Annotated in this window: 14 protein-coding genes and 1 pseudogene; 8 read left to right on the forward strand and 7 right to left on the reverse strand. The window is 37.5% G+C overall.

Annotated elements, in window-relative coordinates; all coding sequences use genetic code 11:
• Positions 1 to 1,377 carry an APC family permease gene (locus tag NST60_RS14160; protein ID WP_169189314.1) on the forward strand — a complete coding sequence of 459 codons (1,377 nt, stop codon included), beginning with the start codon at positions 1 to 3 and terminating at the stop codon, positions 1,375 to 1,377.
• A gap of 190 nt (positions 1,378 to 1,567) precedes the next feature.
• A protein-coding gene (locus NST60_RS14165; protein ID WP_212118362.1) for an IS1182 family transposase occupies positions 1,568 to 2,921 on the forward strand; the annotation gives its coding sequence in 2 pieces (ribosomal slippage) (positions 1,568 to 2,224 and positions 2,226 to 2,921; 1,353 coding nt in all).
• Positions 2,922 to 3,093: 172 nt separating this feature from the next.
• Here the strand turns inward: NST60_RS14165 and NST60_RS14170 are convergent.
• On the reverse strand, positions 3,094 to 3,738 hold the full coding sequence (locus NST60_RS14170) for a DUF6944 family repetitive protein (RefSeq protein ID WP_169189312.1): 645 nt from the start codon (positions 3,736 to 3,738) through the stop codon (positions 3,094 to 3,096).
• Between the two features lie 596 nt (positions 3,739 to 4,334).
• Between NST60_RS14170 and NST60_RS14175 the strand changes: the two genes are divergently transcribed.
• Together NST60_RS14175 and NST60_RS14180 are read left to right on the forward strand one after the other, a co-directional pair.
• A complete protein-coding gene (locus NST60_RS14175) occupies positions 4,335 to 5,870 on the forward strand; it encodes a YifB family Mg chelatase-like AAA ATPase (RefSeq protein WP_341099084.1) in 1,536 nt (511 codons plus the stop codon).
• Positions 5,870 to 6,028, forward strand: a pseudogene (locus NST60_RS14180) (transposase); the annotation flags it as partial. The gene NST60_RS14175 and the pseudogene NST60_RS14180, both read left to right, overlap by 1 nt.
• A gap of 118 nt (positions 6,029 to 6,146) precedes the next feature.
• On the opposite strand, the gene NST60_RS14185 reads toward NST60_RS14180, so the two are convergent.
• Positions 6,147 to 7,484: an ISLre2 family transposase gene (locus NST60_RS14185; RefSeq protein WP_169188335.1), complete on the reverse strand. Its 1,338-nt coding sequence runs from the start codon at positions 7,482 to 7,484 to the stop codon at positions 6,147 to 6,149.
• Between the two features lie 152 nt (positions 7,485 to 7,636).
• On the opposite strand from NST60_RS14185, the gene NST60_RS14190 reads away from it, so the two are divergent.
• Positions 7,637 to 8,065, forward strand: coding sequence for a transposase (locus tag NST60_RS14190; protein WP_445304410.1), 429 nt, complete (start codon positions 7,637 to 7,639; stop codon positions 8,063 to 8,065).
• 580 nt (positions 8,066 to 8,645) lie between these two features.
• Here NST60_RS14190 and mntA read toward each other — a convergent pair.
• A complete protein-coding gene (gene mntA / locus NST60_RS14195) occupies positions 8,646 to 9,056 on the reverse strand; it encodes a type VII toxin-antitoxin system MntA family adenylyltransferase antitoxin (RefSeq protein WP_016205397.1) in 411 nt (136 codons plus the stop codon).
• 327 nt (positions 9,057 to 9,383) lie between these two features.
• Between mntA and NST60_RS14200 the strand changes: the two genes are divergently transcribed.
• From NST60_RS14200 to NST60_RS14210, 3 genes are all read left to right on the forward strand, one after another.
• Entirely contained in the window at positions 9,384 to 10,472 is a 1,089-nt protein-coding gene (locus NST60_RS14200; protein ID WP_341099087.1) for a glycosyltransferase, read from the forward strand.
• 92 nt (positions 10,473 to 10,564) lie between these two features.
• Complete coding sequence (locus tag NST60_RS14205; protein ID WP_016205455.1) at positions 10,565 to 11,026, forward strand: helix-turn-helix domain-containing protein; 462 nt, start codon at positions 10,565 to 10,567, stop codon at positions 11,024 to 11,026.
• Between the two features lie 77 nt (positions 11,027 to 11,103).
• Positions 11,104 to 12,272 (forward strand): IS3 family transposase gene (locus NST60_RS14210; protein WP_341099089.1). Its coding sequence is split into 2 segments (ribosomal slippage): positions 11,104 to 11,380 and positions 11,380 to 12,272, totalling 1,170 coding nucleotides; the frame shifts between segments, so codons are not numbered across the junction.
• A 204-nt stretch (positions 12,273 to 12,476) separates the two neighbouring features.
• Here the strand turns inward: NST60_RS14210 and NST60_RS14215 are convergent.
• The 4 genes from NST60_RS14215 to NST60_RS14225 all read right to left on the reverse strand — a co-directional run bounded on the left by NST60_RS14215 (position 12,477) and on the right by NST60_RS14225 (position 14,202).
• Positions 12,477 to 12,737 carry a hypothetical protein gene (locus NST60_RS14215; protein ID WP_016205452.1) on the reverse strand — a complete coding sequence of 87 codons (261 nt, stop codon included), beginning with the start codon at positions 12,735 to 12,737 and terminating at the stop codon, positions 12,477 to 12,479.
• 485 nt (positions 12,738 to 13,222) lie between these two features.
• The gene (locus tag NST60_RS14220; RefSeq protein ID WP_341099091.1) at positions 13,223 to 13,462 is read right to left on the reverse strand and encodes a UPF0236 family transposase-like protein; all 240 of its coding nucleotides are present in this window, start codon (positions 13,460 to 13,462) and stop codon (positions 13,223 to 13,225) included.
• 156 nt (positions 13,463 to 13,618) lie between these two features.
• A complete protein-coding gene (locus tag NST60_RS26815; RefSeq protein ID WP_445304399.1) occupies positions 13,619 to 13,777 on the reverse strand; it encodes a transposase in 159 nt (52 codons plus the stop codon).
• Between the two features lie 95 nt (positions 13,778 to 13,872).
• Positions 13,873 to 14,202, reverse strand: a complete 330-nt coding sequence (locus tag NST60_RS14225) for a helix-turn-helix domain-containing protein (protein WP_341099093.1) — start codon at positions 14,200 to 14,202, stop codon at positions 13,873 to 13,875.
• Positions 14,203 to 14,722: the final 520 nt, after the last annotated feature.

A 14,722-nucleotide genomic window follows, 5' to 3' on the forward strand; every position in this document is an offset into this window, starting at 1 on the left:
ATGGCAGTTCCAGAGAAATCAACTTCAAACAATGCCCAAGTGTCTTCCACTGGCTATAAGCAAGAGCTTAAACGCTCTTTAACGTTTTGGGATTTACTGATATATGGTTTAGTTTTCATGGTACCAATCGCACCATTTGGTATTTATGGATCGGTTGCTCAAGGATCCAATGGGATGGTTGCCTTAGCGTACTTAATAGGGATGGTTGGGATGATTTTCACAGCATTAAGCTATGCAAGAATGTCTGAGGCATTTCCAATCGCAGGCTCTGTTTATTCTTATGCACAACGTGGGATCAATGAGTCTGTTGGTTTTATTGCAGGCTGGTTAATCTTACTCGATTATATTTTTGTACCAGCGCTTTTATATTTAGTTAGTGCAGCGGCATTACATGATATAGTTCCAGAAATTCCGCTTTTAGTATGGCTTGTTATTTTCATCGGAATTAACACGGTAGTTAACGTAGTAGGTATTGAATTTACAGCAAAAGCGAACAAAATTATTGTTGTATTGGAGCTTATTGTTTTAGCTGTATTTGTGGTAACAGGTATTGTTGCCATTGTACAAGGGGTGAATGGAGCTGAATTCACATTTAAACCATTGTATGATGCGGATAACTTCAGCATGAGCGTGGTCATGGGAGCTGTGTCGATTGCGGTATTAAGCTTCTTAGGCTTTGACGCGATTTCAACATTAGCGGAGGAGTCCAAAGGTGGTAGCAAAGCAGTTGGTCGAGCAATTATCTTCTCCTTACTTGTAGTTGGCTTATTATTTATTATTCAAACATGGGTAGCAGCACTAATCTGGCCAGATTATACGACATTTGAAAATGCAGATGTTGCCTTCTATCAAATTGCGGAAATAGCTGGTGGTACTTGGTTGAAATGGACAACAATCTTAGCTACAGCCCTAGCTTGGGGAATAGCTGACGCACTCGTTGCACAAGCAGCCATTTCACGAATTCTTTACAGTATGGCTCGTGACCGTAAGCTACCAAAGTTTTTATCAAAAATTCACCCGAAATTCAAAACACCATATGCAAGTACATTAGTAGTAGCAGTAATCTCTTTAATCGTAACAGCATTCTTTTCATCCAAAATTAACTCCTTAGCTTCCGTTGTTAACTTTGGCGCGTTATCAGCATTCTTATTCTTACATGCATCGGTTGTCATTTACTTTATTAAAAAACAAAAAAGTAAAGATTATGTTAGACATCTCGTGTTACCACTAATCGGATTTGCCGTTATTGGCTACGTATGGATTAACCTAGACCCATTGTCTAAGAAATTAGGATTTATTTGGTTGGCAATCGGGATTGTTTATTTGATTTTGTTGAAAGTTTTTAAGAAGGATACTTCTTTGGATTTGGAGGAGTAGAGGTAATAGGTATGGTGCCAGGCACCATAAAAAGACAAATTGTACATTCTGTCTTTCTCAGAAGGACAAAGGGAAAGGAATCCAGGCTGTCGAGAAAGTCTCGACAGCCTTTAATTTTTTATATTTACTTTATCTATTCACCGCGGTAATTTGATATAATATAATTATCAAATATAGGTTGGTGATTTCGATGTTACATACCCGTTCTCATACTCAAAACGAAGTAGAATTTGTTCTTTTAGATGAGCTTGTTCCAGCTAATCATCTCTTACGAAAAATTGATAAACACATTGATTTTTCTTTTATCCTCGATAAAGTCCGTCCTTATTACTCCGAAGACAATGGTCGTCCATCTTTAGATCCCTTGATTTTATTTAAAATGATGTTTATCGGTTATTTATATGGCATCCGTTCCGAAAGACAATTAGAGCGGGAAATTCAAGTAAATCTCGCTTATCGTTGGTTCCTTGGTTTAAAAATTACCGATCCTGTTCCTCATCATTCTACGATTAGTTGGAATCGGTGTAATCGATTTAAAGATACCACTGTCTTTCAGGACATTTTCGACGAGATTGTTCTTTTAGCGATGAATCATAAAATGGTTGGAGGGAGAGTTTTATTTACTGATTCTACTCATTTGAAAGCGAATGCCAATAAACATAAATTCACCAGAGAAACGGTGAAAGTGGAAACACGTGAATACGTGGAAGAATTAGATAAAGCGATTGAGGAGGATCGGACTGCCCACGGAAAAAAGCCTCTAAAGAAAAAGGAGGCAGTGGAGGAAACAAAGGAAATTCGGGTCAGTACAACGGATCCTGATTGTGGCTTTATGTCCCGTGATAATAAAACAAGAGATGTTCTGTTATTTAGATCACCGTACGACGGATATGAAGTTTAACATCATTACGGATGCCTTTGTTACCCCAGGGAATGTCCATGATTCTGTTCCTTATTTAGACCGACTTGATCGTCAAATCGATCGTTTCCAATTTCAAGTGGAAGCTGTTGCTTTAGATTCTGGTTATTTAACAAACCCTATTTGTAAAGGGATAGAAGAACGAAATATTTTTGGAGTAATCGCACATAGAAGATATAGTCCAGTAAAAGGACTCTTTCCCAAATGGAAATTCACTTACGATAAAGAAGCCGATTGTTACACTTGTCCAAACGGAGAAATACTGCCTTATCGCACAACAACTCGCGAAGGATATCGAGAATATAAATCAAATCCCAAACGATGTAAAGATTGCCCATTGCTTTCCCAATGTACTCGTTCTAAAAATCATACAAAAGTAGTTACTCGTCATGTTTGGGAAGAAAACAAGGAAAAAATTCGGTTAAATCGTCTTTCTAAATCAGGGAAGGCCCTTTATAAATTTAGAAAAGAAAAAGTAGAGCGAAGCTTCGCAGATTCAAAAGAACTGCATGGGCTTCGCTACTGCCGGTTACGTGGAAAACAGAAGGCTGCCGAACAAGTATTAATGACAGCTACCTGTCAAAACATAAAGAAGATTGCCATGCATCTATCCAGAATGGGATAGGGGCATGAGAGTCTTTTTTTTTAAAACTTCTATAAAAGAACCTACCATTCCATTTTTGATAATCCTATAAAAATAAAAAAGTGTAGAGAAAATAATACTTTCTCTACACTCTGAATCATTTAATTGATTTCTTTTCCTTTTTTTGTTTATTAACCTTGAACTTTGAAATTCGCTAATAATATTTATTCCTTTCTTCCCAAGCATGCTTGAGATTTTCTTGCTCATAAAAGGAAGAGGCATCTTCTACACTCTTATTTTGGTTAACATGGTTATTTTCTGCTAATTCCTCATCGGTTTGGCCAATTGCATTTAATACCGTTCCTACTGCTTGTATCCAGCTTCCACTAATTACTAAAAATAATCCTTTATCTTTATTGTTAAAGAGGATATGCTTCCCGCCGATTGCTTGGAAGGAGTTACCGACTGCCTGTGTGGTATTACCTAAGATATTTAATGTTTGTTCCGGTCCTGAGTTATCCAGCACCTCATCGACAGCTTCGACAAGTGCGCCGAATGCCTGAAGCCAATTCCCTTTAATGATTAATTTACTTTCTAAATCCTCCTCCAATAAAATATACGAACTGGCCACAACGGTATTTCCAATTGCTTGGATTTGTGTGCCAATCTTTTCAAATGTGACCGTTTCTTGTTGATCTGCCTGGACGGCATTTCCGAAAGCTTGTAAAATATTCCCTACTAAATCCAAGTTTTTAACTTCATCTTCACTAAGTATTTTCCAAGCACTATTTCCTAAAGCAGCAAGGACTGTTCCGATCACTTGCACCCATACAGAAGCAATTTCAACGCGATTCTTCACAATACCACGCTCGCATTTTCTTATTGATGTTTTTATAGGGTATTCAACTATGTGGTGCCTGGTACCTCAAAACTTATGGTCACAGTGACGCCCCAAAATTTGTCGAAGATTGATAGAGAATTAGATTGTGTGAATGTGATGAACTGAATTAGCAACTGAATGTTGTGAGGATGGTTGGTTGTTGCGCTTTTTTCCGTTTAGGAAAGGAGGAGATGATCATAGAAACATTTCTTGAATTTCTTCATGTATGGTGCACAGTGACGCCTCGAATAATCTTGTTTCACAGGAAAGCTTCACGGACGTTTTATTTGTGATGGTTATAGATATTGTTAAAGAAGAAGTACAGCAAATGTATTGTTGTCTTCTTTCTTTTTATTTTCATTTTGGCAGGAAATTTGATTATTTTGTAGAATATTGGAGTGGTAGATTATATCTTTCCCTCTGTTAGTTGTTCAGTTGTTCTTGTACTAATAAGAATTCCTTCTATTTTAACCTCGATTGATTTATCTTCCTATTTTAATCTTTCTTGAATTGTTTCTTTCTCGGTTAATTTTCATTCATCGTACTATAAAAATAAATAGTTTGGAGGGAGTTGTATGACTTCAAAAGTTTCAAGTATTGGTTTGAAAGGTTTGGAGGGCTACCGTGTGCAGGTGGAGGTGCGGATATCGCAGGACACGGAGTCTATGGTGATTGTTGGGTTGCCTGATGCTTCTGTTAAGGAGTCTCGAGAGAGGGTGTTGGCGTCGATTGCTCATTTTGATTTGGATGTGACGGATAAGAAGGTAGTTGTGAATCTATCTCCGCCTGATCAAAAGAAAAATGGTTCGCTATTTGATCTGGCTATCGCAATTGCTGCTTTGAAGGAACTGGGGGAGGTGAAGCGTGAAATTCCCACAGATACGGCGTTCATTGGGGCGTTATCCCTTGATGGTTCGGTTGCGAGTGGGGAAGGGATACTACCTGCTGTTATTGCGGCAAGGCAACTTGGGATCAAACGAGTGTATTTACCTTATGATTCGGTGCTGCCACTTCATATGCTACAGGATATTGAATGTATAGTTGTGTCTCATATCGAGGAAGTCGTTCAGCATTTGGAAGGGCAAGAAAGCATGCTGTCTCAACCTTCTTTTTCTTCAGAGAATCATCTAACTCCAGATGTTGACACTCATCAAAAGGATTTCTGTCATGTGATTGGACATGAGAAAGCAAAAAGAGCATTAGAAATTGCTGCAGCTGGTGAGCATAATTTGCTAATGAATGGTCCTCCTGGTTGTGGAAAGAGCTTGTTAGCTGAATCCTTTCCCTCCATCCTACCTTCATTAACAAATCAAGCACAACTCGAAGTGATGAGTTTGTATCAGCTTGCTCGTGAAAAGCGTATCCATAATCAATTTGTTCCTTTCAGGCATCCACACCATTCTGCTTCTGCTGTCGCCATTATTGGTGGTGGGTCGAACCCGCGACCAGGTGAAATATCGATGGCTCACCATGGAATCCTTTTTCTCGATGAAATTGCAGAATTCTCCAAAAAAACGCTTGATATGCTCCGTCAACCACTTGAAACTGGTGAAGTAACCATTAGCCGAGCGCATTCTACTGTGACGTATCCAGCTTCTTTTATCCTAATAGGTGCTATGAACCCTTGTCCATGTGGATACCTCGGTTCTCTTCATCATTATTGCACCTGTTCCCAAAAGCAAATTCAAGCCTACCGAAATCGGTTGTCAGGTCCTATCTATGACCGAATGGACATCCTTTTATCCTTACAGTCAGTAAATGTTAACCGGCCCTCCACGACGCAAGAATCCTCTAACGATATTCGTAAAAGAGTGGAAAAAGCGCGTGTGCGCCAGTATGAACGGTATCAACAAGAGGTATCCAATGCGAAGGTTCCGTTTGAAATTTTGGTGGAAACGAGTGCCTTGACAACAGAACAGAAAAAGACGCTCACCCAAATATCTTCTAAGCAAAACTGGAGCAATCGTGTTCAGATTAAAATTATCAGACTTGCAAGGACCATTTCTGATTTAGCGGGAGAGGAAAGAATAGCTGACCAGGCCATTTGGGAAGCGATGACCTTAAGACGCTGGGGACAGAATAAGCAAATGACGATTGCGAGGGAGAAATAATGCCCTATAAGAAAAGAGTGTATCTACCAGAGCGATTTTATCATATTGTTTCCAGGGGAAATCGACGTGACCCTTTGTTTCGGAATGCCAGCGATTTTCAAGCATTTCTTCATATCCTAACACAACTCTACGAAAAGTACCCCTTTGAAATCGCCTCTGATTGAGTCAAGTTTTTGTGGGAGTTTTTTTAGCTCCCTTTTTTATAAAGTAAAACCTCTAAGTTTGTATCCGCTTTCCAATTGGTTTTGTTCTTCCAACTGTTGATTCTCTCATTTTTTAAAAACCTTTTAATCCCTGTAAGGCAAAGTGAACGGGTTTTCCAATCGCTTGATTTAAGTATGGCATGTTCTGACGCACGGTTTCTGTTACTAATTTTGTGGGTATTTTTCTTTTCGCTCGATGCTCTTTCTTTGATTTTTCCGTGGCTTTTTCCCATTTCCCATATATCGTTTGGATGGATAGGTCATCCTTCAATCCAATCCACAAGCGCGCCATGCTCATGACCCCTTTTTTGCTCCATGCTCTTCCATTCTTTAATCGTTTGGCTAATTGATTCATCATCGCCTCTGCACTTCCCATTGGACGATACGCTGTCGTGTCCACACCTTTTTCCTGTAACCAACTACGGTAATCTTTTATGGTTTCCTGATGATGCGTTAAAAAGGCAAGGAAATGCTCTAGTTTTTCTTCTTTTTCTGGTGTATCCATTGTTCCTACTGCGCTATTCAACTCTAGAAGTAATGTTTCTACCTGGTAGTTTCTTAACGCTCTTTTCATGTAGCGGTATCGAGGATGGCTCTTCATTAGTTGCTTCATCGAACGAGCGACATGAAAACGGTCCATGGTGAAAAAGGCGCGTTCCCGAAAATACTCCCGACATGCCGTTATCCAGCCTGCTCCATCACCATTAATAATAAGCAAGGTTTGGGTAGGATCATACGCATAATGATTCTGTAAGAACGTTTCAAAGGCTTCCCAAAAGGGTTCTTTTCCTTCATAAAGAAAATGCCTTTTATTTCGGAGCCTGATTCGCTTTCCGTTTTCTTTCCATCCCTCGTGTACAGCGGCGAATTTCAACTCCCATCCACGCTTTTTCTTTTCTTGACTCTTCACATATAATCCATCTACTTCGACAAACAATACCTTTTGAAAAGGGCGTTTTTCCTTAGCGGGAAGTACGCTTGTTTGAAGAAGATGTTGCCGTAATGCTTCGTGGCTCATCGCCGAATAGCCTAAAAATTGTTCGAACGTTTCCACCGCCTTTCGATAGGAGGAGCCATTCGTCGCTAGTTCTAACCCCCATTCTTCTAGTAGCGGACTAAATCCCTTATTCCCCTGAAACTGTAAATAGTGATCTAATAGACAAATATATTTTTTAGTCACACGATCAAAATAATAATTACGCTTCAGCTCCACAGCTCCAAACGCTGTATCTAATCGTATTTCTCGTTTATCACGTAAAGCAAATCTTCTTTTGTCTCGTTGCTTGGCAATCTCTTGATCCCAATTTTCTAACGTTTGAATAAGGATTTCTTGAAACGTCATTTGTAGTGTTCGAAATAAAGTTTTTTCCAATTCTTTTAATGATGGCATTTTTATGTTACATTGATTCATGAGAGCCTCTCCTTTTCGTAGTTTTCTAGTCAAACTCTACTTTACAAAAGGAAGCTCTCTTTTTTAATACTTAATTTTTTCCAGCTACCGCGCTTTCGCTTGGTGGCCTTTTTGTCTAGTTGGGGGACGAGTCCCCCAACTAGACAAAAAGGATATTTATTCTCCCACAAACATTTTACTCATACATCGCCTCTTATTGCCTCATGAATAATCATTTCCATTTCCAATTGCGTTCTAGTGAAGTACCCATCTCAAAGCTAATGGCACTAATCAATAAACGTTATGCCAATTACTATAACACCAAATACCGTTTAACAGGCCATGTCTTTGAAAAACGATTTTATGACAAAAGGATTGACGACAAAGAAGGTATGTTAGAAGTTAGCCGTTATATACATCTTAACCCAGTTGAGGCGAGAATGGTTAAGCTGGCAGAATACTATCCTTGGAGTAGCTATCAATATTATAAGAAGGATTCGACAGTACCTTGTTTTATGAATGTGAATTTTTTACTAGATTATTATGAAGGGACACCGACACAGAAACGGGAAAAGTATTGTAGTAGCGTAATCTTTCAATAATCTAGATTCGTTGTGAATACCACCACCATATTAAGTGTCAGCACCACAAAAAGACAAAAATCATAAATAGTCCATCTAAGAAATACATGTTGAGGAAGAAACTAATAGTCAATATTTGCTAGTAAATACATACAGCAGTTTTTATGCGCCTTTTGATGCTTGAAGGGAATTGGAGGGGGCAAGCTGATGTAACTGCATGGTGTGCTTTTTTTTGTTGTCGATTCCGTACAAAATTAAAAGAGGACCAAATTCTCGCTGCACAGTGACGCCCTGAAAAATCTTGTTTCACAGAGATGTTTCACTTTGACTTGTCGATTGATATTCATATGGAACTGAATATCAATCGACAGAGAGGTGATAGTCGGACCGTATTCGCTGTTTTCCATTTAGACATTTTGTAAGGTTTAGATGGTAGAGGGGAAAGTGCGAATTTCTCCTCATCCTCAGGTGTGGTCACTGTGACCACGAATTGATACTATCCTGTTTTGTAAAGTCCGTTAAGTTTGCAGGATTGTCTTCGTACACTTCATAAATACGCTTAACACAACGTTCAATTGTCGTCGTTTTATTTAAAATAACATCATTCATTGCCGAATACACTCCCTCTTTCTTTGATCGCACTAATAATTGTAGCACGTTGCTCACTTAACGTAGCATACATGCTATAAGCACGCATTTTTTGGCATGTAAATTCGTTCTCGTCATGTATATAAATCGGATTGCCTTGCTCAAAAATCTGCATTGTAAATACTGTATCGATTTGTTTAATGTCGACTAAATCGACTTCCCGACCGGCAATTGCAGCAAGCTCAGAAGCAAGCATAAAACGTTCATAAGATGATAGCTTCTTGTCACTGAAATAAGCAAGATCGATATCACTTTCATCATGTGTCGTGCCTTTAGCGAATGAACCAAATAGAATGACGAAGGCTGGGTTTGTGTCTAGAATGATTTTATCAACTAACTTCTTTTGTAATTCTTCTTTTAGCATGCTTATCACCGTCCTTTCTCATATTATAAAGCTTATAAGGAAAAACCGCACATATAGGGACATGGGGTCAAGAATTAGTGTCAGGCACCGCAAAAAGACAATTATCTTTCTCAAGAAGACAAAAGTAATTCTATTTGCAATTTGCACTAAAGAGAAATAAAATACAGCCTGGTATCTTTATATTTACTTGATTAGTGGTTGTTTTGTGTTTGGCAGAACACACCAATCTTATATCGTTGGCATTACAACAGGACAAATGATAGTTCCTTGCAGGGATAAAAGGAATGTAAAATAGTTCCTATCAATTCGTTTAGGTGGGGGTATCCTATGGTTAATAGAAATAGGAGGAATTTCAAGAAAACCATTGCTTATTATATATCGGACTATGGATATGGGCATGCGGTGCGTTCTGTTGCAATTATTAGAGAACTTTTGGAGAAAGAGCCTTCTTTGTATATCATTATTTGTCATTCATTTGCTATTCCTTTCTTGAAGAATTCTCTTCCTTTCAAACAAGTTTCTATTAGAGAAGTATCAACTGATATTGGTTATTTTCTTAAGAAGCAAAGTTTGGAGCCAGATAAGGTAAAATTGAAAGAGAGTTTTGATATATTTTTTAAAGACTGGAAAAGCAAGATGGAGAAGGAAGAGGATTTTCTTATAAGTAACAAAGTAGATATAGTTATCTCTGATATTTCCCCATTACCGTTTGAAGCAGCTACGAAAGCAGGGATTCCTTCTGTTGGAATTTCTAATTTTACTTGGTATAGTGCCTATGAACTCCTTTTGGATAAGGAAAGGTTAGAGAGATTGAAACAAGCATATGAAAGGATGACTTCCTTTTTCTTATTAGCAGGCAATAATGAACGAAATTGGCTAGGGGATAAGAGGGATTTTTCCTTTTTTTCTAGAAAGATTGAAGATGAGAAGGTAGAAGAGATTCTTGATAAGGTAAATCCTTCTAGGAAAAAGACTGTTATTTTCTTTGGCCTAGGAATGAAGATAAATCATATTAATGTAAGTTCGTTGCCAATCTGGGATAGTAAGGATTGTGTATTTATTGTCTCATCGAATGTAAGAATGGAAGGAGATAATGTTTTCTCCATTCCTGCTGATGAGACTGAGTCACAGCATTATATTGCAGCAAGCGACCTTGTCATTACGAAGGCCGGGTGGGGAACGGTAAGTGAAGCGGTAATTTATGATGTGCCTTTACTCATGTTAAACAGAGATGGAATGAAAGAGGATCAGAATACAATCGCATTTGTTTTAAAGCATGCATTAGGAGAGGTCATGGAGTGGAATGAATTCTTAGATTTTCGATATGAGCGAGGAAAGCGTGAACGGAAGACAAGTAATGGATTTAGGAACCAAGTGGATGTGATCGTGGACGAATTATTGTTGTTTCTATTTTAGTGTTGAGTTAGATAGAGGGAAAGGTGATATGCTCCCCTTTAGGTAGACAGATTAAAAAATAAAAATCTGGTTACTTGTAGGGGAGTATTTTTATGTCTAGAAAATCTTATTCTGTAGAAGAGAAATATCAAATAGTGAAAGCTTTAGGGGAAGTAAATTCGTCACTCCAAGTTTCATCGATTTATAAGGTGCACTTTTCTACCGTTTTGGAATGGAAATATAAATTTGATACATTCGGTTTAGAAGGACTAAAAGAGACTTCTTCCTGGAAAAAGTATTCTAAAGAACTAAAGTTATCCGCTATTCAAGATTATGCCTCTGGAAATTACTCGATTCGTGAAATTACGAGAATGTATGAAATATCCGATCCATCTGTCCTTAGAGGGTGGATTAAGAAGTATAATAGTCATAGTGAAATAAAAGATACGTCACAAGGAAGGACGAGCTCTATGACTAAGGGAAGAAAAACGACTTGGGAAGAACGAATACAAATTGTGCTAGATTGTTTAGGGAACAAAAAAGACTATCAAGAAGCAGCTAATACTCTAGACTAACCTAAATTAATGAGACAATATAAAACACCTTCGAAATGGTACAATTAAACAAAGTACTAAATTCGGAGGTGTTTTGCATGGGCAAAAACGTATATTCAAATGAGGTTAAGTGGGCAGTTGTTAGAGATAAGATGAGCGGTCAGTTTACGAATCAAGAAATCATGCAGAAACATGGGATTAAAAATGTTTCTCAAATCAAAACGTGGATGAAATGGTATCGGGAAAATCAAGTTCATCGATTCGATCAACCAATAGGAAAGCAATACTCATATGGGTATGGACCAGATGGTTCAAGTGATGAAGAGAAAAAGGAACGCCAAATGAATCATTTAAAGCAGGAGAATGAAATCTTAAAAAAGTATTTGGAGATCGAAAAGGAGCTGAAAAAGAAATTGTCCTCCGACTAGTAAAGACATTACGAAAAAAGTATACTATATCAGCTATTTTATCCGCTTTACATGTACCAAGATCTACTTATTATCGCTGGGCATCTTCGCAATCTGCCAAGTTGTCTAAACAAGAGGAAACCATTATTTTCCTATGTAAAGAAACAAAGTACCGATATGGTCACCGGAAGATCAAGGAGCTGTTAAAGCGTAACTATCAGATTAAATTAAATCGCAATACTGTTCAACGCATTATGCAAAAATACCATCTTCAGTGTAGAGTAAAGCAAAAGAGAAAGTGGAAATCACAAGGGGAATCTGTCATTGTTGCACCAAACTTATTACAGCGAGAATTTTATGCAAGCAATCCTAACGAAAAATGGGTAACGGATATTACCTATATTCAATATGGTCCAGATACTTTATATTTATCTACCATCATGGATTTGTTTAACATTCAAATCGTTGCCTATAGGCTTTATCCCCATCAACAAACTTCTTTAGTAATGGATACCTTGAATGAAGCACTAGCAAAACGAGGAAACCCTGAAGGAGTAATCATCCACTCAGATCAAGGAAGTGTTTACGCCTCTCAAACCTATGCGTATCAAAATCGGATCAAAGAGAAGAATTTAGTCAGTAGTATGTCACGCAGGGGAAATTGTTGGGGCAATGCAGTCATTGAGTCCTTTCACTCAAACCTAAAATCAGAAGAATTTCAGTATGTTAAATTTCATTCTTTGTCTTTAAAAGAAGTTACAGAACGTGTCGATCAATTTATGAGGTATTATAACGAAGAGCGTATTCAAGAAAAATTAGGCTACTACACACCAATAGAGTTTGGTAATATGGCAGCCTAAGAAGGTGTTTTATAACTGTCCCATATTGCTAGGTCAGTCTAATAGAAAGGATAGACTTTTTTATCTAGATTAGTAATGATATGCTTAACTTGATGGCTATGGCCTGGCACCTGTTTCATGACTCTTTAACAGAAGCATCAGGCAAACCAACAATTCGGTGCACTGTGACCAAGAATTGTCAAATTGACATCTGTTAATCCCAATTTAATGTTTACTGCGATTGCGTAAAATAATGAAAATAGTAATATAAATAATTGCGATTATTGCTAAGAATGCTACTACAAAAAATAGATTTCTCATAAAATCCTCGTCCAAAGGCCTTTTATCAAACCCCGCCTTCTTCCATGCTTCTTCTGCATAAACATTACTTGGAATCACCAGATACAGACAGATTACTGCAGTCGATCCAAAATAAGCCAACTCCTTTTTTAGCCAATTTGCTTTTGCGCTTACTAACTTCTTCATAGAGACTCCTCCTTTTTTTCACAAAAAAAAACAAAAAAGTCCCTGAAAATGCTATCGAGTTTGTACAAGCAAATGTACAAACTTCCATAGGATTCTCGGGGACTTCCCGTTAGTTTTTTATTGTATCTTTATACTAATATATCAATAGGATTATAGTCAATGAATTATCAGTTTTTTTGAATCAATATTTTAATTAACTAAAATTCGTAAGTTCATTTTAAAATTTTTATAAATGAATTTACGAATTTGATTTCAAGACGTCTCTGTGCAACTATACCCTATTAGTAAAATAAGGGTTAAATAAGATTTGCTCTATTCTTCTGCAACAATCCATTAACAAATTTCTATAACCATCACACACATATAACATCCCGTGAAACATTCATGTGAAACAAGATTTTTCTGAACGTCGCTGTGCAACGAGTTCACACAATCTAACTCTCTATCAATCTTCGACAAATTTCGGGTCGTCACTGTGACCAAACCTAAGTCACACGATCAAAATAATAATTACGCTTCAGCTCCACAGCTCCAAACGCTGTATCTACTCGTATTTCTCGTTTATCACGTAAAGCAAATCTTCTTTTGTCTCGTTGCTTGGCAATCTCTTGATCCCAATTTTCTAACGTTTGAATAAGGATTTCTTGAAACGTCATTTGTAGTGTTCGAAATAAAGTTTTTTCCAATTCTTTTAATGATGGCATTTTTATGTTACATTGATTCATGAGAGCCTCTCCTTTTCGTAGTTTTCTAGTCAAACTCTACTTTACAAAAGGAAGCTCTCTTTTTTAATACTTAATTTTTTCCAGCTACCGCGCTTTCGCTTGGTGGCCTTTTTGTCTAGTTGGGGGACTCGTCCCCCAACTAGACAAAAAGGATATTTATTCTCCCACAAACATTTTACTCATACGAACAGTATTACGGTTTAATTTAATTTGATAATTACGCTTTAACAGCTCTTTGATCTTCCGGTGTCCATATCGGTACTTTGTTTCTTTGCAGAGGGAAATAATTGTTTCCTCCTCCTTAGATAACTCCATTGGTTGCGAAGATGCCCAGCGATAATACGTAGATCTTGGAACATGTAAAGCAGATAAAATAGCTGATACAGTATATTTTTTTCGTAATGTCTGTACTAATTGGAGGACAATTTCCTTTTCAACTCCTTTTCGATTTCCAAATACTTTTTTAAGATTTCATTTTCCTGCTTTAAGTGATTCATTTGACGTTCTTTTTTATCTTCATCACTTGAATTATCTGGACCATGCCCGTATGAATACTGTTTTCCTATAGGTTGATCGAATCGATGAACTTGATTTTCCCGATACCATTTCATCCACGTTTTGATTTGAGAAACATTTTTAATTCCATATTTCTGCATGATTTCTTGATTCGTAAACTGACCACTCATCTTATCTTTAACAACTGCCCATTTAACCTCACTTGAATATATGTTTTTGTCCACGCAAAACACCTCCGAGTTAGTACTTTGTTTAAGTGTACCATTCGAAGGTGTTTTATAGTGTCTCATTTATTTAGGTTAGTCTAGCCATTATAAGGCTTTTTTGTCATGCCTACATAACGGTTAACTTGTTCTATTTACTCTTGACTTTATATAGTTAGTCTCTCTGAGGGTTCGGAATGTTTCGTTCCGAATCCTTTTTGGATTTTATCGAATTCTCCAGAGGAAAATAGACTATCTTGGCTATACTTAAATTACTGGACTTATCAATGTCCAGTTGGCCATCCTCATTGAGTTGTTCAAGCCAGCGAAAGTAAGCATCTCCAGTATGGACAATTTTATATAAATCCCCTTAGGGTTGTCCAACTAAATGCCATGCTTTTCTTTTGAATGTGGAGTACACCCTCAATGGCATACCCATAACTGTAGGTAAAAGCATAAATGCACAATTTACCCATGTTAGTTCATCAATCGAAGTTAGGAAAAGGAGTAAATCATCAGTCTTTCCTTTTATACGTGAATG

This window comes from Niallia sp. FSL W8-1348, from assembly GCF_038006745.1.
Classification (GTDB): Bacteria; Bacillota; Bacilli; order Bacillales; family Cytobacillaceae; genus Niallia; species Niallia alba.

Excerpts from the sequence above, each read along its gene's own strand:
- NST60_RS14160 (WP_169189314.1), top strand. The coding sequence starts at position 1 with ATGGCAGTTCCAGAGAAATCAACTTCAAACAATGCCCAAGTGTCTTCC.
- NST60_RS14175 (WP_341099084.1), top strand. The coding sequence starts at position 4,335 with ATGACTTCAAAAGTTTCAAGTATTGGTTTGAAAGGTTTGGAGGGCTAC.
- NST60_RS14185 (WP_169188335.1), bottom strand. The coding sequence starts at position 7,484 with ATGAATCAATGTAACATAAAAATGCCATCATTAAAAGAATTGGAAAAA.
- mntA (WP_016205397.1), bottom strand. The coding sequence starts at position 9,056 with ATGCTAAAAGAAGAATTACAAAAGAAGTTAGTTGATAAAATCATTCTA.
- NST60_RS14200 (WP_341099087.1), top strand. The coding sequence starts at position 9,384 with ATGGTTAATAGAAATAGGAGGAATTTCAAGAAAACCATTGCTTATTAT.
- NST60_RS14205 (WP_016205455.1), top strand. The coding sequence starts at position 10,565 with ATGTCTAGAAAATCTTATTCTGTAGAAGAGAAATATCAAATAGTGAAA.
- NST60_RS14215 (WP_016205452.1), bottom strand. The coding sequence starts at position 12,737 with ATGAAGAAGTTAGTAAGCGCAAAAGCAAATTGGCTAAAAAAGGAGTTG.
- NST60_RS14220 (WP_341099091.1), bottom strand. The coding sequence starts at position 13,462 with ATGAATCAATGTAACATAAAAATGCCATCATTAAAAGAATTGGAAAAA.
- NST60_RS26815 (WP_445304399.1), bottom strand. The coding sequence starts at position 13,777 with ATGGAGTTATCTAAGGAGGAGGAAACAATTATTTCCCTCTGCAAAGAA.